Below are 21,739 nucleotides of genomic sequence, written 5' to 3'. Positions count from 1 at the left end.
GCTCCAGCCCCCAGCTTGTGGCTGCTGCAGGCATCAGCAGCGAAGTTGAGCCAATTCCGTGCAAAACATATCGGCTTTGCATGCCATGCTCTTGAGCACGCTGCGCATCCCAAAAAACAAACCCGGAGCCCGCCAGTGGCGGACTCCGGGTTGCGTTTGCTCCGCTGGAGTGTGGCTCAGGCGCCGCCCGGCCTTGCGATCAGGTACTGGCTGGTCGGCAGCACGTCGATCTTGTCGTAGTCGATGAAGCGCTTGCAGCTCTCCATCATCGCCGCCAGGTTGCGGCGGAACTTCTCCTCGTCGCCCGGGGCGTCGAAGAAGCTCTGCGGGTCGCTCATCGCCGCCGGCGGGAAGCACTCCTCGACGATGGCGTCGATGGCCGGCGCGCCGCGGGTCAGCGCGCGCACCACCACGTTCTGCACGTACTGGAAGTTGTCCTGGGTGTCGATGGCCACCTGGGTATGGCTGTTGTGCCAGATGTCCAGCCAGGCCTCGTGGGTGAGGCGCGGCGGGCGGCTGAGGAAGGCCAGCTGGGAGAAGCCGTGGGTGCGCTCGCCGGGGACGGCCGGGAAACGGGTGTTGCGGATCGGCACCGACTCGGTGACCAGGTAGGCGGCCAGGCGCTCCACCGCACCGGCGATCACCGCGTCGAAGGGCCGGCGGAACTGGGCGATGGCGCTGTCCAGCCACAGCGACACGCTACCGTCCATCAGCGGTTGCAGGTTGGCCTGGCGCAGGCCGGCGGCGGGTTCGACGGCGGCGTCGGCGACGTTCACCTGCAGGCCGCGGGCGCCGAGCGCCAGCAGCTGTTCGGCGACCTCGCCGCGCAGGCGGCTGGCGAATTCTTCGGGACTGGTCTGGCGATCACGCCAGACGACATAGACGACTTTTTCCATGGAAGCGCTGCCTTTCGAGGGATGGAATGCGTCCGCACCGGCGGTGCGGGCGCTTGGTATCCATTGCAGGGGCGAATTCATTCGCCCGGATACCCGGCAAAGGCGAATGAATTCGCCCCTACAGGATCCTTAGATCACCCGCGCCGGATGCGGCACGCGCGGCGCGCCCAGCTGCTCGCGGTAGGACGGCGGCAGGCGGCCGCCCTCCTCGCTGATGCCGTAACCCGGCGCCAGCTCGGCGGTCACCAGGGTCTGGCCGCTGAGGCTGGCCAGCGCCGGGTCGTCGAGCAGGGCGTGGATCACCCGGCCGTTGAACTCGGGGGTTTCCGCCTGGGCGAGGAAGGCCTCGTACTGGTCGGCACGTTCCTCGCTGGCGATGGCGGTGCGTTCGGTGCGCTGCGGACCGAGCCACAGCGACAGCGCGGCGACGCCGGTGCCCTCCAGATCGACCGCCATGTCGGCGGCCAGCTTGTCGCAGCCGGCCTTCTGCGCGCCGTAGGCGGGGCCGTGCATGTAGCAGCCGGCGCCGTAGGAGGAGACGAAGGCGATCAGCCCGCGGCCGCCGGCCACCAGCAGCGGCGCGGCGTAGTAGCTGGCGACGTAGGCCGAGCGCAGGCCGACGTCGAGGATGCCGACCAGCTCCAGCGGCTTCTCCCAGAACGGGCCGGGATCGATGAGGTTCTCGTGGAGGAAGGTGGCGTTGTTGACCAGCAGGTCGAGACGCCCCTGCTCGCGGGCGACCTGCTCGAACAGCGTCCTGACCTGCGCATCGTCGGCGTGGTCGCAGGCCACCGGAATGCCCAGCCCGCCGGCGCGGGTCACCGCCTCGGCGGTTTCCTGGATCGAGCCCGGCAGCACCTGGCCGCGCAGTTGCGAGCCGCTGGTCGTGGTCGAGCGGCCGGTGACGTAGACGACCATGCCGGCGGCGCCCAGGGCCAGGGCGATGCCCTTGCCGACACCACGGCTGGCGCCGGTGACCACGGCGACCTGGCGATTCTCGCAACTCATGTCTGATCCTCTCGGTGGTTGTGCGCCGCGCGCCGCACGGTCCTTGTGGGGGAAAATCCATTCGCGCGGATACCCCGCCAAGGCGAATGAATTCGTCCGTGCAGGGTCGTCCGGATCGTCGCCATCGCGCCGTCCGCCCGCATCGTCCGATGGGACTAACCGCCCAGCGGCCGATGCGGAGCACACCTGCCGGCAGTTAGTCTGTTCGGACGAGGTAGCCCCCTGCCCCGCTATCTATGGTAGGAACATCGCATCGGGCTCCCGTGGGCCCGCCACCGGCAGCAACGGGAGCGCCTTGTGCCCGGCGCCCTGCTTGCCACCTGAAGTCGAATCGCTGGGACTCAGCATGCATAACAACAAGATCCTGCCCGCCTCGCCGTCGCCGTTCAGCCCGCTGAAGATCGGCCCGCTGACGCTGAAGAACCGCTTCATCAAGTCCGCCACCAACGAGGGCATGGCCCGCGGCGGCACGCCCTCGAAGCAGCTGGTGCGCTTCCATGAGTCGATGGCCGCCGGCGGCACCGCGCTGACCACCGTGGCCTACTGCGCGGTGAGCCGCGACGGGCGCACCTTCCCCGACCAGATCACCCTAGACCGCGACGCCGTGCCCCACCTGCGCGTGCTCACCGATGCCGTGCACCGCCACGGTGGCGCGGCCTCGGCGCAGATCACCCATGGCGGCTGCTTCACCTTCCTCGAGGAGCTGTCCACGCCCCGGCCGCTGTCGGCCAGCGGCGGCTTCAACAAGGTCGGCATCATGAGCGGGCGCTTCCTCAAGCAGGCGATGAGCGAGGCCGACATGCAGCGCATCGCCGGCGAGTTCGCCCAGGCCGCCCTGCTCGCCCGCGAGGCCGGCTTCGACGCCGTGGAGATCCACATGGGCCACGGCTACCTGCTCAGCCAGTTCATCTCGCCGCTGTACAACAAGCGCCGCGACGACTGGGGCGGCAGCCTCGACCGGCGCCTGCGCTTCCCCTCCCTGGTGCTGCGCCGCGTGCTGGAGGCGGTGGGCCGCGACCTGGCGGTGATCTGCAAGTACAGCGTCACCGAAGGCGCCAAGGGCGGCCACACCGCCGAGGACGGCGCCGGAGTGGCGCGCATCCTCGAGCGTGAAGGCGCCCACCTGCTGGTGCTCAGCGCGGGGCTGAACGTCGAGTCCACCACCACCCTGTTCGGCTCGTCCTTCCCCAAGGAAAACCGCGTCAGCGTCAGCAACCCCATCGTCCGCGCGGCGATGACCATCCAGCAGTTCACCGAACCCAAGGTGGAGTTCCGCGAACTGTACCTGCTCGAACATGCGCGCAAGGTGCGCGCCGCGGTCGACATGCCGCTGGCCTACCTGGGCGGGGTGAAGACCGCCGCCAACGTGCAGCAGGCGCTCGGCGAAGGCTTCGAGGCGGTGGCCCTGGGCCGCGGGCTGATCTTCGACCCCGAGTTCGTCAACAAGCTGGCCGCGGGCGGCGCCGGGGCCACCGGCTGCACCTCCTGCAACCGCTGCGTCGCCATGATGTACACCCCGGGCGGCACCAGCTGCGTGCTGGGCAAGCCCGGCGATCCGCAGCTCAACGCCCAGCCCGCCCGCTCCTGACCAACCTGTAGGGGCGAATTCATTCGCCAGAAATACCCCGCCAAGGCGAATGCATTCGCCCCACGGACCGGGATTGCATAACAAAAACCAAGGAGATGCCCGACGTGACCCAGCGCGATGAACCCGGTAGCCCCCACTGGCATTCCCCCGTACGCCAGCCGGAGCGGGTGGCCGACGCCGCCGACGTACCGTGGGACGATGCCGCCGACTTCCTGGTGGTCGGCTACGGCGGCGCCGGCATCGCCGCGGCGCTGGAGGCCGCCGAGCAGGGCCTGCAAGTGCTGGCGCTGGATGCCTACGACGGCGGCGGCTCGACGGCGATGAACGGCGGCGTGGTCTACGCCGGCGGCGGCACCGCCATCCAGCGCGAGGCGGGCGTCGAGGATTCGGTGGACGACATGTTCCGCTACCTCAAGCTGGAGACCCAGGGCGTGGTCAGGGACAGCACCCTGCGCCGCTTCTGCGAGCAGAGCGCGCAGATGATCGACTGGCTGAGCGGCCACGGCGTGCGCTTCGACAGCACCCTGTACGCGGCCAAGACCTCCTATCCGCCGCAGGGCTACCACCTGTACCACTCCGACAGTTCGCTGTCGCCGCGCGCCGCGGCGGTGGCCCGGCCGGCGGCGCGCGGGCACAAGGTCTACTCGCCGCCAACCTCCGCGCCGGTCGGCTTCGGCGTGCGCATCACCGATCCGCTGCGCGAGCGGGCCAGCCGGCTGGGCGTGCGCTTCATGGCGCAGACCGAGGTGCGCCAGTTGATCGTCGACCAGGACGACAACGTGGTGGGGGTCAAGGTCGTGCAGATCCCGCCGGGCGCGGCGGCGGCGCAGTTCGCCCGGCTGATGCAGCAGGCGGCGCGCTTCCAGCTGATGCTGCCGGCCAGCTTCCCCGGCTCCGGCATCACCAGCGGCATCGCCCTGCGCTACTGGCGCAAGGCCGAGGCGCTGAAGAGCGCGCACGCCGTCGAGCGGCGCATCCGCGCCCGCCATGGCGTGTGCCTGAGCAGCGGCGGCTTCATCCAGAACCGGCCGATGGCCAACCACTACGCCCCCGGCTACGCCGACAGCATGCCGCTGGGCTCGCTGGGCGACAACGGCAGCGGCATCCGCCTCGGCCAGAGCGTCGGTGGCGCCGCCGACCGGCTCGGCCGGATCAGCAGCTGGCGCTTCCTCAACCCGCCCAAGGCCTTCGCCGAGGCCATGCTGGTCAACGGCCGCGGCCAGCGCTACTGCGACGAGATGCTCTACGGCGCCGCCATCGGCCAGGTGATGGGCGACGAGCAGGACGGCACCGGCCTGCTGATCCTCGACAGCGCCCTGTACCGCAAGGCCTGGCACCAGGTGCGCAAGGACGACATGCTGCCGTTCCAGCGCCAGCCGGCGATCCTCGCCCTGCTGTTCGCCTCGCGCAAGGCGCGCAGCCTCGACGAGCTGGCACACAAGTGCGGCCTCGATCCCCAGGTGCTTGCGGAAACCGTGCGCGACTACAACCAGGCGGCGGCCGGCTGGCAGGCCGACCGCTTCGGCAAGGACCAGAAGGACATCCACGCCATCGCCGAAGGCCCCTTCTACGCCATCGACGTGTCGATCCGCAGCAGCCTGTTCCCGCTGTCGTCGATGACCGTCGGCGGCCTGCGCGTCGACGAGGACAGCGGCCAGGTGCTGCGCGGCGACGACTCGCCGATCGGCGGGCTGTACGCCGCCGGCCGCACCGCCATCGGCCTGCCCTCGCACCTGTACATCTCCGGGCTGTCCGCCGCCGACTGCATCTTCTCCGGCCGCCGCGCCGCCGCCCACGTCGCCCGGCAGCGGGCACGCCAGAAGGACGAGGTCCCGGCAACCGCATAGCGCTTCTGTAGGGGCGAATTCATTCGCCAACCACCCTCCGCGCGAGGCGAATGAATTCGCCCCTACAGGCCATCGCGCACCGGCGCTTGCGTGCGGGCATCCCCCTGCCATCAGGGATAAACAGCAGCAAAATACCGCCGATACTGTCCGATCGGACTAGCAAGTACACAGCATGTAGAGCCGCCGGCAACCCCCTAGATTGGTCCCACCGAACAACAAGAACAGGGTGTGACCATGAACGACAATGCAGCAAGACCCGATCTGCGCGTGGTGGTGATCGGCGCCGGCATGGCCGGCATTCTCAGCGGCATCAAGCTGCGCGAGGCCGGCTTCAGTGACGTGACCATCTACGAGAAGGCCTCGCGCATCGGCGGCACCTGGCGCGAGAACACCTATCCCGGCCTGACCTGCGACGTGCCCTCGCACGCCTACACCTACTCCTTCGAGCCCAACCCCGACTGGAGCCGCTTCCTGCCGCCGGGCGCGGAAATCCAGGAGTATTTCGAGCGCACGGTGAAGAAGTACCGGGTCGACGAGCTGATCCGCTTCAACGAGGAAATCGTCCGCTGCGAATTCCAGGGCGGCCGCTGGCAGCTGGAGATGAAGAGCGGCCTCACCGACAGCGCGGACATCGTCATCGCCGCCACCGGCGTGCTCCACCACCCCAGCACCCCGAACCTGCGCGGCCTGGACAGCTTCCGGGGCGATCTGCTGCACAGCGCGCGCTGGGACCACAGCATCCCGCTGGACGGCCGACGCATCGGCATCGTCGGCAACGGCTCCACCGGCGTGCAGATCGTCTCCGCGCTGGCCTCACGCGCCGGCAAGCTCAAGCACTTCCAGCGCACCGCGCAGTGGATCTTCCCGGTCGACAACCCGTTCTACAGCGAGGAGCAGAAGGCCGCCTTCCGCGCCGACCGCGCCCTGCTCAAGCGCATGCAGAACGAGGAAACCTACCTGGCCAACGTCGAGCGCTTCACCAACGCGGTGCTCGACGCCAACTCGCCGGGCATCCTCGAGATCGAGGCCATCGCCCGCGACAATTTGGAGAGGAGCGTCAGCGATCCGGTCCTGCGCGAGAAGCTGCGCCCCACCTACCGCGCCGCCTGCAAGCGGCTGATCTACTCGCCCGATTACTACCAGGCGATCCAGCATCCGAACGCCGAGCTGGTCACCGCCGGCATCGAATGCATCGAGGCCGGCGGCGTGCGCACACGCGACGGCCAGTTGCACGAGCTGGACGTGCTGGTGCTGGCCACCGGCTACAAGCCCGACCAGTTCATGCGCCCGATGCGGATCACCGGCCGCGACGGCCACACCCTGGAGCAGGCCTGGGCCAAGGGGCCGACCGCCTACATGGCGATCTCGATCCCCGAGTTCCCCAACCTCTTCATGCTCAACGGCCCCACCGGGCCGGTCGGCAACTTCTCGCTGATCGACATCGCCGAGCTGCAGTGGGGCTACATCGCCCAACTGATCGAACTGGTGCGCAGCGGCCAGTGCAATGAGGTGAGCGCCGCGCAGCCCGCACTGGACGCCTACGACGTGGCCCGCAAGGACGCCGCGCGCAAGACGGTGTTCGGCTCCGGCTGCAACAGCTGGTACCTGGACGCCGACGGCATCCCCAACACCTGGCCGTGGTCGCAGCAGCGGTTCAAGGATGAGATGGCGAAGCCGAAGATCGAGGCGTTCGTGCTGCGCTGAGTGCCGAGGGGCAATAAAGGTCCGGACGGAGTAAACACACCTGCAGCCTGATGTGATCGCTCCCACGCTCCGCGTGGGAGCTCCTCAATGGACGCTCCGCGTCCGCTTCTGTGACGCAGAGCGTCACTGCCTGCGTTCCCACGCGGAGCGTGGGAACGATCAAAAAATTTTCAAGTCAGTGCAATCCGCTTGTATCTGTTTTCGAGGGCGATCTTGCCTCCCTCCATTACTTCGCAAACATGCTCGCGGACTTTTTGCTCTTGGAGGCCGCCTCGCGCATTGGCATAAGTTTGGCCTCTGACCTCTTCAAGTCCTATTACGAGTTCGGAGTCGCCATTGACGACGATATTGGGGTTGTGGGTTATAACAATCATTTGCCGAGAGGGCTTGGAGTTTTTCAGTCTTTCAACAATTAAGGAGCTGATGAGTTGATTGTCTAGGTCATCTTCTGGCTGATCCAGAATTAGCGGCTCTGTTCCGTGCGAAAGTAGCAGGGATAGTATTGTGGCTGTGCGCTGGCCAGCAGACCCCATAGAGATATCTTTAAAGCTTCCTTTGTCTTTGAAGGAAATTGAAATTTCATCATCCGGAAACCAGCACCAAACTCTGTCATCACAGGAGGGGTCAAGCTGCCTCAAGTAGTCAGAAAATCTTTTCCCAATTGAACTTCCAGAAATAGTGTGCTTGCCTAGGAGTTCGGCTTTGAATTCGTGGATTAGGTCTGCCTTCTCTTGCAAGGTGGATTTTGATTTTACGGAATTGACTATTGCAGGAATAAATCCTTTTGCAGACTCTTGGTCATAAATATCGCCAGCATATACTTTGTCGACTTTCCCGATGGCGCTTCTGAAACTGATTTCCGATTCGGACTTGGCGGCAAAGGGGTGGATTTCAATGTTGATGTGGTCAGAGCCTCTCAGGTGTTTGTTTAAAAAATCCTGTCTTCGCCGAGATAGATCGACTCTCATTTCGATAATTTTCAAGTAGAGCTGGTTTATTTCTTGAGTTATTTTGTCATTCTGAGTGCGGAGTAATTCGATTCTTTCTAAAGCTTCCTCAATCCGAGCAATCTCGCTTTGAATGAATTGGATGTGGCCTGGCGTTGCTATTCCGGTTTCATTCAGTGAGTCCATTGCTGCTTGGTAGTCGGATAGAGCGGCTAGGTGCAGTAATCCGAAACTGCTTTTTTCTATCCAAGTTTCGTGATTACTGATGTGCTCCTGAAGATCTGATATGGATTTTTTTGCGTGATCTAAAGTGGCCTTGATGTGGCAGCTCAGAGTCTGCAGGGCGGAGTCCAGTTCTATTTCAGCCTCGGTGTAATTGCTTTTATTCAGAGGCGAGGGGAACTCGATAAATTCCCCTAATGATTCGATGATGGCTTCGGTGGTGGCCTTCGAGCCTAAGATAAATCCATTAGCCAGAGACTTCTGTCCGTCGAGAACTTTGAAATTCTCAATGGCAGGGTTCTGAAGGACTGCTGCATACTTGGAAAGCTTGCTGCGTAAGTCTGCAAGCTCTCCCTCCAGCTTGGGCTTTGTCTCTATTTCTATCTCATGCGCACGTTGTTGCGCTCTCAGTACATTGAAATTACTGATCTCTTTTTGATGGGAGGCACTCCAGTCCGAGTGTCTAACTGAAGATGACTCATCAATAATCTGGATTAAGATGTTTGCATTCTTGGATAGCTCGAATATTTGCTTCTGGCTAAAGATTCGAATCGGAAATCGCTCTGGGATGGAACCTGCTTCCTCTATCCATGAATCATTTTCTTTCTTGAAGATCTTGTGTCCAGCGACCCCCCAAGTGATCTTATAGATTGCTGTGTCTTTGCGGTAAATTAATTCGAGCTGAGTGTTATCCTTAAGAAGCCCTTCTGGATCTGTGTTTGTAGGTACTCGCGCCAGCTTTAGGAATGCCGGGTGAAGTTCCTTGTGAGGGGTGAGTTCGTGCGATCTCCCCATGGCGAGGCGAATAAATTCTACCAAGGAAGATTTGCCGCTGCCGCGGCCACCAATAACGGAATTCAACCATGGGCTGAACTGAAGTTCAAATGGTTTGGCCATGCCACAGTATTTTGATTTGCTGACACTTAGGGAGATAATCGCAAGGTCGGGCGTTGTATTTGGCGGTGAAGTCGGTGCGTCATCTGAGCGTATTACAGCTATCGGGCCGTCTATTAGAGCAAGCCGGAGGCCGGAGAGATTTGGGATAGACATTTTTAGCCATGTGAACGCCCGCCCCACCTCCGATAAATTATGGCTGTCAGAGCCCCTTAATTCCGCGATAGAGAGATTATAAGACCTGTACGCTTGGAGTGAGGCTGAAGTTCTGTCGATAATCTCAACAGCATCAACACCGGTCAAGGATTGCCTTAATGTGGTGCCGGAGAGGTTCACACAATATCCGGCCGGCATATCGATGTGCGCTGGAATGGCGATCCCCCCAAACTGGTGAATCACGCTGATAACCTGTTCCGGACTGAATCTAGAAACAGCGTCACTGTCGCCATGCGTTCCGAGATATCCAATCGCACCCAGTAGTGAGGTAATGTGAGAGGAAGTTTGTGAGGGGTCAAATATTGCAAGTATATGAACCCCTCCACAAGCAGAGATCTCTACCCCAGGAAATACCGTTATTTCGATGCCTTCAGAGTGCAGCTGATTGGCCGCTGCTTTGTAAGGATCAATAGCGGCGCCGCTGTTATGGTCGGTAATTGCCACGCAGTCTATTTTGTTGTCAGCAAATGCCCGCAGCCATTGCTCGGGAGTTATGTTTTTTGCATTGGGATCATTCCTGCCGTAGTCGAACGAGTATGGCGTATGGGTATGCAGATCAAACTTGAACCATTTAGAGCCGGTAATCACTGGAGAGTCCCTTCGATGTTACGAGATGGTCATATCCTACATGCAGACCAAAAAAAGGCTACTTGAACTTTGGTTTTTTGACCGAGTTTTGGACTTTTCGATAGGCAGCTACGGGGCTGCTGCTGCCGGTCACGACTCCGAAGATCAGCTCATGCCCGCGGCGATACCCCATCCGGGCCGACAAGCGCCCCGCCCCGCCCTGCCACCACCCCCAACCGGTCACACAGCTAGACTCCATCTCTCAGCCCCGATCGCGGAGCCCCAAGATGACCAGCAAGAACACGATATGCCTCTGGTACGACAACGACGCGCTGGACGCTGCGACCTTCTACGCTGCGACCTTCCCGGACAGTGCGGTGGGGGCTGTCCTGCGTGCGCCGGGCGACTATCCGTCGGGCAAGCAGGGCGATGTGCTGACCGTCGAGTTCACGGTGATGGGCATCCCTTGCCTCGGGCTCAACGGCGGGCCGGCGTTCAGGCACAGCGAGGCGTTCTCGTTTCAGGTCGCGACCGACGATCAGGCCGAGACGGATCGCTTGTGGAACGCGATTGTCGGCAACGGTGGGCAGGAAAGCGAATGTGGCTGGTGCAAGGACAAGTGGGGGCTGTCGTGGCAGATCACGCCCCGGGTATTGTCGGCCGCGATTGCCAGTCCGGACCGTGCAGCGGCCAAGCGCGCCTTCGACGCGATGATGACCATGCGCAAGATCGATATCGCGGCGATCGAGGCGGCGCTGAAGGGGTAACCCAGTCCCAGGCAGTCATTGTGCATTCCTGAGCCCTCATCAGGAGAGTGCGCTCATCCAGGCCCGATGCAGATCACCGGCCACGACGGCCACACCCTGGAGCAGGCCTGGGCCCAGGGGCCGACCGCCTACCTGGCGGTGTCCATCCCCAACTTCTTCATGCTCAACGGTCCCACCGGGCCGGTCGGCAACTTCTCGCTGATCGACATCGCCGAGCTGCAGTGGGGCTACATCGCCCAGTTGATCGAGCTGGTGCGCAGCGGCCAGTGCCAGGAGGTGAGCGCCGCGCAGAGCGCGCTGGAGGCCTACGACGTGGCCCGCAAGGAAGCCGCGCGCAAGACGGTGTTCGGCTCCGGCTGCAACAGCTGGTACCTGGATGCCGAGGGCGTCCCCAACACCTGGCCGTGGTCGCAGCAGCGCTTCAGGGATGAGATGGCCGCGCCGAAGCTGGACGCCTTCGTCCTGCGCTGTATGCCGAGGGGCGTCTGCCGGCAAGGCCGGGCACCCTTGGCCATATCCCCGAGCCGCAACCGCTGGAGCGCCCCAGGGAGTGAAATCAGAGCCCGCCGCGCAGCCCCAGCTCGCGGACCTCGAGCACCCAGCGGGCCTTCTGCCGCGGCGTGGCGTGAATGATGGGACCGAAACTGGCCACCTTGACCGGCTTGAGTCCGCTGAACTCGAGGATCGTGCGCTTCATCTGCTGGTGACCGGGCATGCGGAACACCCAGCGGTAGTACCAGGGAGGGGTATCCATGGTGACCAGCAACTGGGCGGAGCGCCCGACCAGCAGCCGGTCCCAGAACTTCGAGTTGTCTCGATAGCGGAAAGCGAAGCCGGGCAGAAAGATGCGATCGATGAAGCCCTTGAGCAGCGCCGGCATGGCCCCCCACCAAGTCGGATAGACGAACACCAGGTGTTCGGCCCAGAGGATGTCCTGCTGCGCCTTGCTCAGATCGGGTTCCAGCTCCTGTACCTTCCGATAGCCATCGTGAAGTATCGGGTCGAAGTCCAGTTCGCTCAGGCGCAGCTGGCGCACCTGGCAACCGGCCTGGGTCGCCCCGGCCAGGTAGGAATCGGCCAGATGCCCGCAGAAACTGTCGGAAGAGGGGTGGCCGAGGATCAGCAGAATTTTCTTGCTCACGGAGTACGGCTCGTTACTTGGCGGTGGAAAGACCCCAAGGCTAAAGTCTCCCCCGGACGGTAGAGTCAAGCCCCGCCAGGGGCGCCGACCCCTTTCCCCATGACTTCCCGGCTGTGATCTGCTCGACGGAACTGCCATCGCCCCGCGACAGCTCGCCTGCGATTCCCGGAAGATGCCCGCCTGCACGGGCAACCGCCCAGCGTTCGCAACACAAATGGAAGTTGTCAGGATGTACATAGGAAAAGCAGCCAAGCTATCGGGAACAACCGTCAAGAGCATTCGCCACTACGAGAAGATAGGCCTGCTTCCCCAAGCGCCGCGCGAGGGGAAATATCGGGTCTACGATCAGGAAAACGTCGATGTCCTGCGTTTCATCAAGTGCGCCCAACAGCTGGGATTCAAGCTCAAGGAGCTGCAGGGCATTCTCGCCGACTACGGCGGCCGCGACTTTCCCTGGGAGCGGGCACAGCAGGAGATCGCCCGGAAGAAACAGGAACTGACGACCCAGATAGACATGCTCCAGCAGTTGCACGCCGGGTTGCAGGCTTTCGAGAAGGATCTGCAGGATGCCCGGGAGGAATGCCACCTCCTGCGTGCCTCGCGCCCGGAGGAAAAAAAACCGGCGCACCCACAGAGCTTGGGAACCTGATGAGGCGAATCGTCGGACAGCGGAGGCCTGCCCACCCCGAGCCCCGGGGGAGCAAGCCTCCCTGCCGCTAGGCGGGCACCACGCCACCCGGCTCATGCGCCATGGAGGCCGACGCCGCGCGCGCGGCGATCGGTGCGAAGAACCACGGGGCAGTCAGCGTGATGACCAGAATGGTCATCACGCCACTGACGAGCAGCGCCAGCGCCACCAGGGCGCCCAGATCGACCACCGGCTTGAAGTCGGAAAACAGCAGAGCCAGGAAGCCGACCGAGAAAATCACCACGTTGACCACGGTCGAACGCCCGACACTGTGCATGGAGCGCAGGATGGCGCTATCGATATCGACGCCCTGCTGCACGAACAGCCGGATGCGCGACAGCAGGTGCACCGCATAATCCACGACCCCGACCACCAGGTAGGTTACCAGTGCGGTGCCGATGTTCAGTTCGATGTCCAGCAGGAACATGGCGCCGTACAGGCTCGCCGAGGTCGCCAGCAGGGTGAACAGGCCGAGCAGCCCCAGGCGCAGCGAGCGCAGCGAGAACATCATCATCAGGGTCACCACCAGCGCCGCCAGGGTGAAGCTGAGCACCTGGCCCCGGGTGATCTCGTCCAGCACCCCGGTCCAGATCATCGGCGTGCCGGCATGGGTGATCTCCAGATGGGCCGGCTTGTTCACCGCCAGCCAGGCGTCCAGGCGCGCCAGCAGGCTGCGGTAGTCGCTGGCCACCGAGGAGGTCATGGTGTACAGAGTGACCGCCTTGGAATAGTCCGCGTTGAGCACATTGGTCAGGTCCGAGCCGCCGCCATTCTCGAACAGCATCACGTGCTGGTCGATCAGCGCATTGCCATCGACCTCGAAGGTCTCGCGGCGCCCCTCCTCGTCCACCACGCTGACCGTCTCGCGCGCCTCGGGCACCCGCAGATAGGCGGGGTCCATGTCGTTGAGCACCAGGTTCATTCGCTTGATGTAGGTCGCCAGCGAATAGCCGTAACTCACCTCCGGCTGCTCGCGCAGGAAACGATCGAGGCGGTCGATGAACTGCACCACTTCGGTATCGAGCACGCCCCTGGGGGTCTTGCTGTCGATGGCGATCCACCCCGGCGCGGTGCCGGCGACATGGCTGCGGTTGATGAACTCGTCGGAAACGCGTACCGGGCTGCCCTCCTTGAAGTAGGCGATGCCGGAGTCCTCGATGGCGACCGAGAAGGTCAGCACCGCCATCGTGGCCAGCAGGGGCAGGACCGCGCAGAGCATGGCCCTACGCCGCTCGATCATCCAGGCGCAGCCGGCGACCAGCAGTCGCGACAGCAACGAGTCCTGACCGTCCCGCCGCTCCAGCATGCCGTCCTTGCCCCACACGGCGATCCAGGCCGGAATCAGCAGCAGCGATATGACCAGCGCCGCCGCCAGGCCGACCGACATGAAGACGCCGAAGTTGCGGATGCTGACGATGTTGGTGGCGGTGGAGATCAGGAAGGTGGCGATGGTCGTCACCGTGGTCAGCACAACCGGCATCATCATCAGGCGCATGGTGGCCCGGTTGGCCTCGCGGTTGCTCTGTCCGGCGTACTTCTGCTCGTAGTACTCGGCCATCACGTGGATGGCATCGGAACAGCAGATGGTGAACAGGAACACCGGCAGAACGCTGGTCAACAGGTCGACCGGCACCTCGAGCAGGGCCATCAGCCCGAGCGTCCAGATGGTGCAGAAAAGGATGTTCAGCAACGGCAGCAGCAGCCCCAGCGGCTTCCTGAAGAAGCACACCAGCAGGGTGCTGATCAGCACGAACACGATCGGAAAGAGCAATGCCAGATCATGGTCGATGATCTCCTGCTGGGCGGCGATGAAGATCGGCATGCCGGCGATGAACACCTCGTCCTTGAACTCCGGGTGCTGCGCCTGATAGTCGGCGACCATGTCGCGGAAGATCCGGTAGGCCCGCAACTGGGCCTCGGCGTCGTCCTGACGGGTTCCGAGTTCGGCCACCAGCAGGGCCACGGTCTTGTCGCGCGAAACCACGCCATCGACCATCAGCTCGTTGCCCATGATCTCCGACTCGACCCGGGAGGGATCCATGTCGAACGCCCTGAGGGTCTTGTGGATCAGCAGCTCGCCGTCGTCGGTCAGCAGGATGTTCTCGAAGTCGCCCATCGAGGCCATCTCGCGGATCGGGTTGACCCGCTCGGCCAGGAAGTCGATGAAATGCTGCTCCCGTGGCTTCCAGTTCTGGCTGCGGGCGTGCTCACGCAGAGCCTTGGCCGTCTGGTAGTCGTTCTGCGCCAGGCCGTCGATCAGCATGGCGTCGACCAGCTCACGGGCCCGCGCATCACCGGCATGCAGCTGGGCTATGCGCTGCAGCTCGAGGGCGTCCTCCTCGTTGCTGAGCACCACCCTGCGCGCCGTCTGGGACAGCGCATGCAGGGCGTTGAGGGTGTCCCGGTTGAACACCCCGTCGGGATTGTGCAGCGCCACCATCACCGAGTCGAAGGTGCCGGTGAACTCGCCCTGCAGGTCGATGATCGTCTTGCGCGCCGGATGCGACTCCTTGAGCAGGTAGGGGTTGGTGTCCGAGGTCAGCGCGCCGAGCACGTAGGTGAAGTAGGCCGTGATCGCCAGCAGCAGGACGATGATCCCCTTCGCATGGCGTTCGACGAAGTCCAGGTATCTTTCCATGATTATCCGAACCGCCGCTTACAGGGAGGAGGAGACGAACCCGGGCACGTCCCCGGACTTCAGCCCGCGGCGGATCGCCCCCTGGGTGAACAGCCGATCATCCAGTTCGACGTTGTACTGCAGCCGGTCGAAGCGCATCTCCGAGCGGGTTCCGTCGATGAAATGCTCGGTCTCGCTGAGCATGATGCTGTCGATGCCATCGACCTTGGCCACCTTGAGGGTGCGCATCTGCTTGATCAGCACGCCCTTCACGTCGAAGAAGTCCTGGCGCATCACCAGATGGTTCTGCTTGTCGATCCACACCTTGAGCTTGTTGTAGCCGGTCTTGGTGAGCACCTGCGGGGAAGCCGGCTCGCGCTCGATCACATGGCAGTCGCGCCCCTGTATCTGCTCCTCACCGAGCAGGGTCTGGCGATAGTCGTTCACCCGGATCTTGTCCAGGTCGGCATAGGAGTACTCGCTGCCCATGAACGAACCGCGCTTGTCGGTGGTGGATATCCGCCGGGTCTGGCGACTGACGGGCAGGTACATCCACTGGCTGTCCTCCTTGCCGAGCACCTCCTGCGGGTTCTCGATATGGAAGGCGACATCGCGCACGTCGTTGGGCGAGGTGAAGAACATGGAGAACCTGTCGCCTTCGGGGTAGTCCTTCTGCAGGTAGGTGAAGGTCCGCACCCGGGTATTGCCCTTCTTGTCGTGCAGGATCAGCGACACTTCCGACATGAAGCTGTGGCCGTCGTCCCGCTCGCGGGCCTGACGGACGATCTCGTCGGCGCTGGGCGGCTCGGCCTGAGCGGCCGCGCTGGCGGTGACGAGAGCGGCCAGGGTGAGTCTCTTGAGTATCGGCAACATGGGTAACTCCTCGAAATTCATGAAATGCCGCACCGCCGTGCCTCGCAGGCGGCGGGCAGCAGGGGTGGGTCAGAACAGGTATCCGGCCGAGAAGCGCAACTGGTCGCGCTGGTCGTAGCTGCCGAACGTGCCGCCCTGGCGACCGAAGAACAGGTCGGCCTCGAGACCGAGCTTCAGCCAGTCGACCGGCTTGTAGGTGAGAATCGCCTGGAGCAGCGCATCGTCCCCGGCGGGTGGACTGAAGGCGGCCACCAGCCGGCTCTTCAGACGGTCCTGGGCATGCGAGCCCTCCGCCGAGAGGGTGAACAGGTGCTCGCGGCGCTCCAGCAGCATGCCCGCGCGCCAGTCGAGAACCTGCTGTTCCTGCCACTGCGCGGAGATCATCCAGTCGCGGACCAGGTAGTCGACGCCGAGCAGTGCCTTGACCAGCGGGCTTTCGTCGCTGCCGAAGGCCCGCGTCGGGTTGGTCAGGCGCCAGTTGTCGAAGTAGGCGACCTCGCTGCGCACCACGATGCTGTGCCCGGCATCGAGCGCGAGCCCGGTACCGATCATGGTGTAGCGGGGAAACTGCCGCTCCAGGCGTATCCGGCCATCCGCCGCCAGGCCCTCGACGGCGTACACCGGGTCCTGCTGGCGGGCATTGAGCAGCACCGCGCTGACGTCCACGTCGCCGAGCCGGCCGTTGCCGCTCAGCCCGTAGGCGAAGCCGTCGGCACCGTCGTAGTCGGGCGTCGAGTCGACCAGGAAGGTATCGGCAGGCGGTTTGGCGAACAGCGGCGAATCGAATTCGCTGCCAGCCGCGGGAGGCCGGTTCTTCTCGAAGCCGGTGATCCACAGCGCCTCCAGCTCCCAGTCGCCGAGCGGCCGGATGTAACGCACCATGGGCAGCGCGATGCGACTTTCCTCGAGCAGCGCGGTCACCCCCTCGCGGTAGTCCAGCGGGTTGACCTGGTCGAGGACGCGCAGCTCGTCGGCGCGCCCCCATACCACCTGCTGCCAGCCGACGGTCAGTTCGCCTGCGCCGAGGTAATGCCCCCAGTACAGGTGGCGCCAGTCGGCATCCAGGCGGTACTCGTCGCGAGCCTGGGCCGAATAGGGATTGTTGCCGTCGTAGCGGGCGTCGTAGCGTATCCGCCCCTTGGCCTTGTAGTAGCCGCTGTCCCAGCTGTCCTCGAGGCTGGCCTTGAAGTAGACCTCCTTCTGCGTGACCCGGTCTTCGCCATGCAGGCGCAACGCGCTGGCCAGGCCCACTTCGGCCTCCCGGTAGAGCGAATCCGCGGTGGCCTGGCACGACAATGCGGCCAGCACGGCCAGCAGACCGCGGCAGTGATTGGCTCTCGACACGCTACATCCCCAATCCGGCGCCGCCATCGACCACCAGGCTCTGGGCGGTGACACCCGCCGCCTCGGGGCTGGCCAGATAACGCACCAGCGCAGCCACCTCCTCGCTCTGGATGAAGCGGCGCAAGGGCAGCTTGCGCCTGGCATTGCGCTGGATCTGCTCGGGAGTCAGGCCGGCCATGCCGGCCTGCACCGCCAGTTCGTGGCGCAGCATCGGCGTGTCGACCCAGGCCGGCAGGATCGCGTTCACCGTGATCTGCTGCGCGGCCAGATCGAGCGCCAGCGCCTTGGTCATCCCGACGATGCCGTGCTTCGAGGCGCAATAGGCGGTGTTGCGCACCTTGCCGGCGCGGCCGAGGATCGAGGCCATGTTGACGATCCGCCCATGCCGGGGGATCAGCGGCAGGCACAGCGCGGTCACGTAGAAGGTGCCGCTGAGGTTCACTGCGATCACCCTGTGCCAGGTGTCCAGGTCCTCGGGCTCGTTCTCGTCGCAGATGCCGGCGCTGTTCACCAGCACGTCGATCTGCCCGTGGCGACGGGCCAGGTCCTCGAACAGCCGCTGCAGACCGGGCAGATCGGCGATGTCGGCGAAGTGGGACTCGATGCTCTCCCGCGCCGGATGGCCGGCCGTCCAGCCCTCCAGCTCGCTCAGGTCGCGGTCGAGCAGGATCAGGCGATGGCCGCCCGCCCCTGCGAAGGACTCCGCGACGGCCCTGCCGATGCCTTTCGCCGCGCCGGTGACGAGAATCGTACGAGTCTTGCTCATGGCATTTTCAGCCCGCCGTTGACCGGCAGGACCTCCCCGGTCATGTAGAGTGCGCGTTCGGCCACGAACAGCACTGCCTCGGCGATTTCCTCGGGCTCGGCGTAGCGCTTGATCAGCAGGCGCTCGCGGATTGCTTCCGCCATGCTGCCGATCAGCGCCTCGCTCATCTCGGTGCGCACGATGCCGGGAGCGATGGCGTTGACGCGGATGTTGCGCGGCGCCAGCTCGACGGCCAGGGCGCGGGTCAGCGCCTCGACGCCGCCCTTGGCGGCGGCATAGTTGCTCTGTCCCTTGCCCGGGCGCTGGGCGGCCACCGAACTGAGGTTGACGATGCTGCCGCTGCGCCGGCACAGCATTCCCGGCAGCGCCTGCTGGCAGCACAGCAGCGTGCCGATCAGGTTGGTCTGGATGACACTGACGATGTCCTCTTCGGGCAACACCGCCAGCAGGCCGTCGCGGGTGATGCCGGCGTTGTTCACCAGCAGGTCGATGCGCTGGTATTCCTCCTCCACTCGCGCGAAGAAGGCGGCGATGCTGTCGCTCTCGCCGATGTCGCAGCGCAAGGCCAGGCACGGTCGACCCATCGCCTCGATCTCTTCGCGCAGGGCCATCGCCGCTGCCTCGTCGCGCACGTAGCTGAAGGCAATCCGGTAGCCGGCTCCTGCCAGCACCCGGACGATCGCCCTGCCGATGCCCCGGCTGCCGCCGGTGACCACCGCAGTCTTGTTGTGCATGTCGTTTCCTTACAGGGAGTTGTCCGTCTTGATCCGGGCCAGCCCGAAGCCGTGGGTCGCGGCGATGGCGCGGATCTGCTGTACCTGCTCGCGGCTGATATCGCCGTAGGAGTAGTGCCGGCTCATGCCCGCCAGCCCCATCAGCACCGACTCGGCCATGCAGGCGTAGAGCTGTCCCTCGCCGAGATAGGCGCGTACGTTTTCCGCCAGGCCGTCGCCGAACGGGGTCTGCACGATGCCGCCGTGCATGTAGAGCAGGTCGGGACGCTGCGCCGCCACCGCCTGGTCGACGTTGAGCGGCACGGCGATATCGCAGACCACGCCGTTCTCGGCGAAATGCCCGGCCTGCAGGAAAGCCTGCGGCGCATTGGCTGCGCAGAGCACGATGCGCGCCTGGCGCAGGCTGTCGAGATCGTTGCCGACGACGATGAACGCCTCGTCCCCGAGGCGCTCGGCCACGAAACGGAACAGCCGGCGGCCGAGATCCGGAGCATCGCCATACAGCTGCAGCAACGCCTCGACCCCCTCCAGCTGCAGCAGGCGCCTGGCCAGCCGGTCGTGCTCGCTCGTGCCGGCACGAATCGAGCGTGCGGCATCCATGTAGATCAGCTCGGCAGTCTTCTCCAGGCGGCGCAGCGAGCCCTCGCGGCCGCTGCCGATCAGCAGCAGACGATCGACCTGCATCGACAGCAGCGAGGCGTAGGTCGAGGCGATGTTGCCGGCCGCGCCGACCACTGCGGCGGTCTCCCTGGCCAGGTCGATGCCCTGGCGGGCGCAGCCCTGCTCGATGGCCTCCAGCCCCATGCCGATGGTCAGGGCATTGCCGGAGGTCAGCGCGACATCCGGGATCTGCAGGGACTGGCAGTTGTTGGTGACGATCGAGGTGTACATCCCCAGTCCCGCGATGCGGCAGCCGTCGGCGCGGGCATCGCGGATGCGTGCGGCGATCTCCTCGCGGATCGGCTGCAGGTCGCCGCTGGCCATGTATCCGGCCATTGCGCTGGAGTCCATGCACAGCGGATAGAGGGTGAACTCCACCGCCGTGCCCAGCCGCGAGCGAATGGTCACCGGGCCTATGGGCGCGGCCCTGCGCTCGGGAGCCGTGCGTTCGACGAAGGCGCGCTTCTGCTCCGCGTCGAGCACGGCGAGCGAAGGGTCGACGTCGCCGAGCATGCCGGTGTCGATCAGATGGTTGATGAAGGCCACCCTGGCTACCACCGGGGTGCCCTGCTCAGGCTTTGGGCGCGGGCTCTCCTCGCCGAAGCTCTCCTCGCGTGGCAGCACTTCGGGCAGCAGGTCGGCGCACACTGCCGCGGCCAGCGGCAGTGCATCGCGCCGGCGGAGCATCTCGCAGACCCGCTGCAGCGCCGCGAGCAGGCCGTCGATCTCGGCATGACTGATGCACGCCGGCGGCTCCAGGCGGATCACGTTGGCGTTGCTGCCCGACGGGGCCACGCGCAGGTGCTCGTGCTGCAGCAGGTAGCCGGCGATCAGATAGCCGAGCGCATCGTTGTACTGCGCCGAGGCCTGCACCAGCGAGCTGCTGTCACTCAGGTCGTGCAGCTCGATGCCGAGCAGCAGGCCGCGACCGCGCACGTCGGCGATCACGTCCGGGTAGTACTCCCTGAGCTCGCACAGCGAAGCCTTGAGATACTCGCCCTTGCTGCGGATGTCCTCGAGCATCGCCCCGCCGTCCGCCTGCAGGCGCTGCAGGGACTGCAGAGCCACCCGACAGGACAGGTCGTCTTCGGCGAAGGTCGAGCTGTGGATGTAGCTGAAGTCGGTCTCGTAGTGGCTGGCACGGATCAGCGTGGCGGCGATCTTGGTCAGGCCACCACCCAGCGCCTTGGACAGGCAGTAGTAGTCGCCGAGCAGGCGCAGCTGGCTGCTGGCCAGCAGCGTGCCGGTGCGGCCGAAGCCCGACTGCACCTCGTCGACGATCAGCGGACAACCCAGTTCGTTGCACAGCCGGCGCAGCGCCAGACAGGCTTCTGCGGGAATTTCGTGGATGCCGCCCTCGCCCTGGATCGGTTCGAGCAGTATCGCGGCGATGCTGCTGCACGGCTCCCGACGCAGAACCGGGCGCGCGCCGGCGAACTCCAGACTCAGCCAGTCGCGGCGGTGCCGCTGGCGCAGTTCCTCGAGCTGCAGGGGCTGCTCGGGGTCGACGAAATCGACATTCAGCCCGAAGCGGGCGAAAGGCTGGCGGTATTGCCGCCCGTAGGTGAGCTGCACACTGCTGACCAGCTTGCCGTGGAAGCTGCGCCGCATGGCGACGAACACCGGAGCGGCATGCAGCTGGGCCAGGTTGTGCTGGCGCACGGCCTCGGCCAGCTGGCGCAGGGTCACAGTGGTCAGGTGCGCCGGCAGCAGGCCGGCCGGCAGCTCGAGTTCGCCCACATCGAACTCGACGTACGCCTGCTGGCCGCCGGAAAGACCGGCCAGGACGAAGTCCAGCTGGTCGAAGGCGGCCTGCAAACGCTTCTGGCGGCTGAACTCGGCGTGCTTGATGGCGATCTCCACCGCTTCGGCGCCGCTGTTGGAGAAGGTCGACACGAAGTGCTCGGCGCAGCCCAGCTCCTGGCCGAGCGCCTCGCTCAGCCGCCGCCCCAGCTCGCCGGCGGCCCTGCGCACCGACATCTGTGCGTTGAAGGGCGCCTGCTCGCGCAGCAGAGCGCAGAGCAGTTCGACCAGTTCGGGGTCGTTATGGCCGAACAGCGCGGCACCATAGCCGCCCAGGAAGTCGGTCACGGCCACCTCGGCTCCCACGGCGTCACGGCGGAACAGCTTGCTGCCACTGGCACGATGGAACTGGCATTCCAGACCCAGCGCCTGCATCAGTTCGACGTAGCGGGGCCTTACATAGTCGCGGTAATCCATTGGGACTCACATCCTTTCACTGAAGAGACAGCCCGCAGCC

General features: G+C 64.6%; 16 protein-coding genes. 6 read left to right on the top strand and 10 right to left on the bottom strand.

Features of this window, described 5'->3' with window-relative positions:
- Positions 1–176 precede the first annotated feature (176 nt).
- Positions 177–896, bottom strand: a complete 720-nt coding sequence (locus tag RA210_RS13990) for an EthD domain-containing protein (RefSeq protein WP_201486895.1) — start codon at positions 894–896, stop codon at positions 177–179.
- A gap of 129 nt (positions 897–1,025) precedes the next feature.
- Entirely contained in the window at positions 1,026–1,904 is an 879-nt protein-coding gene (locus RA210_RS13985; RefSeq protein ID WP_201486894.1) for an SDR family NAD(P)-dependent oxidoreductase, read from the bottom strand.
- 346 nt (positions 1,905–2,250) lie between these two features.
- Between RA210_RS13985 and RA210_RS13980 the strand changes: the two genes are divergently transcribed.
- From RA210_RS13980 to RA210_RS13970, 3 genes are all read left to right on the top strand, one after another.
- The gene (locus RA210_RS13980; RefSeq protein ID WP_201486893.1) at positions 2,251–3,492 is read left to right on the top strand and encodes an NADH:flavin oxidoreductase; all 1,242 of its coding nucleotides are present in this window, start codon (positions 2,251–2,253) and stop codon (positions 3,490–3,492) included.
- Positions 3,493–3,596: 104 nt separating this feature from the next.
- Positions 3,597–5,339 (top strand): FAD-binding protein, encoded by a 1,743-nt coding sequence (locus tag RA210_RS13975; RefSeq protein WP_236574745.1) that lies wholly within the window; start codon positions 3,597–3,599, stop codon positions 5,337–5,339.
- Between the two features lie 234 nt (positions 5,340–5,573).
- Positions 5,574–7,043, top strand: coding sequence for a flavin-containing monooxygenase (locus tag RA210_RS13970; RefSeq protein ID WP_201486891.1), 1,470 nt, complete (start codon positions 5,574–5,576; stop codon positions 7,041–7,043).
- A gap of 170 nt (positions 7,044–7,213) precedes the next feature.
- Here the strand turns inward: RA210_RS13970 and RA210_RS13965 are convergent, their stop codons facing one another.
- Positions 7,214–9,910: a TrlF family AAA-like ATPase gene (locus RA210_RS13965; protein WP_201486890.1), complete on the bottom strand. Its 2,697-nt coding sequence runs from the start codon at positions 9,908–9,910 to the stop codon at positions 7,214–7,216.
- A 266-nt stretch (positions 9,911–10,176) separates the two neighbouring features.
- Between RA210_RS13965 and RA210_RS13960 the strand changes: the two genes are divergently transcribed.
- Positions 10,177–10,656 carry a VOC family protein gene (locus RA210_RS13960; protein ID WP_201486889.1) on the top strand — a complete coding sequence of 160 codons (480 nt, stop codon included), beginning with the start codon at positions 10,177–10,179 and terminating at the stop codon, positions 10,654–10,656.
- Between the two features lie 66 nt (positions 10,657–10,722).
- Positions 10,723–11,289 (top strand): hypothetical protein, encoded by a 567-nt coding sequence (locus RA210_RS13955; RefSeq protein ID WP_201486888.1) that lies wholly within the window; start codon positions 10,723–10,725, stop codon positions 11,287–11,289.
- Here the strand turns inward: RA210_RS13955 and RA210_RS13950 are convergent.
- The gene (locus RA210_RS13950; RefSeq protein ID WP_236574743.1) at positions 11,213–11,797 is read right to left on the bottom strand and encodes an NAD(P)H-dependent oxidoreductase; all 585 of its coding nucleotides are present in this window, start codon (positions 11,795–11,797) and stop codon (positions 11,213–11,215) included. The two genes, RA210_RS13955 and RA210_RS13950, sit on opposite strands and share 77 nt — an antisense overlap.
- A gap of 229 nt (positions 11,798–12,026) precedes the next feature.
- Here RA210_RS13950 and RA210_RS13945 point away from each other — a divergent pair, with 229 nt between their 5' ends.
- The gene (locus tag RA210_RS13945) at positions 12,027–12,446 is read left to right on the top strand and encodes a MerR family transcriptional regulator (protein WP_201486887.1); all 420 of its coding nucleotides are present in this window, start codon (positions 12,027–12,029) and stop codon (positions 12,444–12,446) included.
- A 67-nt stretch (positions 12,447–12,513) separates the two neighbouring features.
- Here the strand turns inward: RA210_RS13945 and RA210_RS13940 are convergent, their stop codons facing one another.
- The 6 genes from RA210_RS13940 to RA210_RS13915 form a co-directional block, all read right to left on the bottom strand.
- On the bottom strand, positions 12,514–15,123 hold the full coding sequence (locus RA210_RS13940) for an efflux RND transporter permease subunit (RefSeq protein ID WP_201486886.1): 2,610 nt from the start codon (positions 15,121–15,123) through the stop codon (positions 12,514–12,516).
- Positions 15,124–15,141: 18 nt separating this feature from the next.
- Positions 15,142–15,975 carry an outer membrane lipoprotein-sorting protein gene (locus RA210_RS13935; RefSeq protein ID WP_201486885.1) on the bottom strand — a complete coding sequence of 278 codons (834 nt, stop codon included), beginning with the start codon at positions 15,973–15,975 and terminating at the stop codon, positions 15,142–15,144.
- Positions 15,976–16,044: 69 nt separating this feature from the next.
- Positions 16,045–17,289, bottom strand: a complete 1,245-nt coding sequence (locus tag RA210_RS13930) for a DUF1302 family protein (RefSeq protein WP_236574753.1) — start codon at positions 17,287–17,289, stop codon at positions 16,045–16,047.
- A 31-nt stretch (positions 17,290–17,320) separates the two neighbouring features.
- Positions 17,321–18,085, bottom strand: coding sequence for an SDR family NAD(P)-dependent oxidoreductase (locus RA210_RS13925; RefSeq protein WP_201486883.1), 765 nt, complete (start codon positions 18,083–18,085; stop codon positions 17,321–17,323).
- A complete protein-coding gene (locus tag RA210_RS13920; protein WP_201486882.1) occupies positions 18,082–18,819 on the bottom strand; it encodes an SDR family NAD(P)-dependent oxidoreductase in 738 nt (245 codons plus the stop codon). The genes RA210_RS13925 and RA210_RS13920 overlap by 4 nt, the downstream gene beginning before the upstream one ends.
- 9 nt (positions 18,820–18,828) lie before the next feature.
- Positions 18,829–21,699, bottom strand: coding sequence for an aminotransferase class III-fold pyridoxal phosphate-dependent enzyme (locus tag RA210_RS13915; RefSeq protein ID WP_201486881.1), 2,871 nt, complete (start codon positions 21,697–21,699; stop codon positions 18,829–18,831).
- Between the last annotated feature and the right edge of the window lie 40 nt (positions 21,700–21,739).

The sequence above is a fragment of the Pseudomonas sp. OF001 genome, assembly GCF_904426495.1.
Taxonomy (GTDB): Bacteria; Pseudomonadota; Gammaproteobacteria; order Pseudomonadales; family Pseudomonadaceae; genus Geopseudomonas.
Note: the sequence above shows the minus strand (reverse complement) of the source record. Positions and strands in the feature narration are given on the sequence as shown.

Coding starts and splice junctions, on each gene's coding strand:
- RA210_RS13990 (WP_201486895.1), bottom strand. CDS start 896: ATGGAAAAAGTCGTCTATGTCGTCTGGCGTGATCGCCAGACCAGTCCC.
- RA210_RS13985 (WP_201486894.1), bottom strand. CDS start 1,904: ATGAGTTGCGAGAATCGCCAGGTCGCCGTGGTCACCGGCGCCAGCCGT.
- RA210_RS13980 (WP_201486893.1), top strand. CDS start 2,251: ATGCATAACAACAAGATCCTGCCCGCCTCGCCGTCGCCGTTCAGCCCG.
- RA210_RS13970 (WP_201486891.1), top strand. CDS start 5,574: ATGAACGACAATGCAGCAAGACCCGATCTGCGCGTGGTGGTGATCGGC.
- RA210_RS13960 (WP_201486889.1), top strand. CDS start 10,177: ATGACCAGCAAGAACACGATATGCCTCTGGTACGACAACGACGCGCTG.
- RA210_RS13955 (WP_201486888.1), top strand. CDS start 10,723: ATGCAGATCACCGGCCACGACGGCCACACCCTGGAGCAGGCCTGGGCC.
- RA210_RS13945 (WP_201486887.1), top strand. CDS start 12,027: ATGTACATAGGAAAAGCAGCCAAGCTATCGGGAACAACCGTCAAGAGC.
- RA210_RS13940 (WP_201486886.1), bottom strand. CDS start 15,123: ATGGAAAGATACCTGGACTTCGTCGAACGCCATGCGAAGGGGATCATC.
- RA210_RS13935 (WP_201486885.1), bottom strand. CDS start 15,975: ATGTTGCCGATACTCAAGAGACTCACCCTGGCCGCTCTCGTCACCGCC.
- RA210_RS13925 (WP_201486883.1), bottom strand. CDS start 18,085: ATGAGCAAGACTCGTACGATTCTCGTCACCGGCGCGGCGAAAGGCATC.
- RA210_RS13920 (WP_201486882.1), bottom strand. CDS start 18,819: ATGCACAACAAGACTGCGGTGGTCACCGGCGGCAGCCGGGGCATCGGC.
- RA210_RS13915 (WP_201486881.1), bottom strand. CDS start 21,699: ATGGATTACCGCGACTATGTAAGGCCCCGCTACGTCGAACTGATGCAG.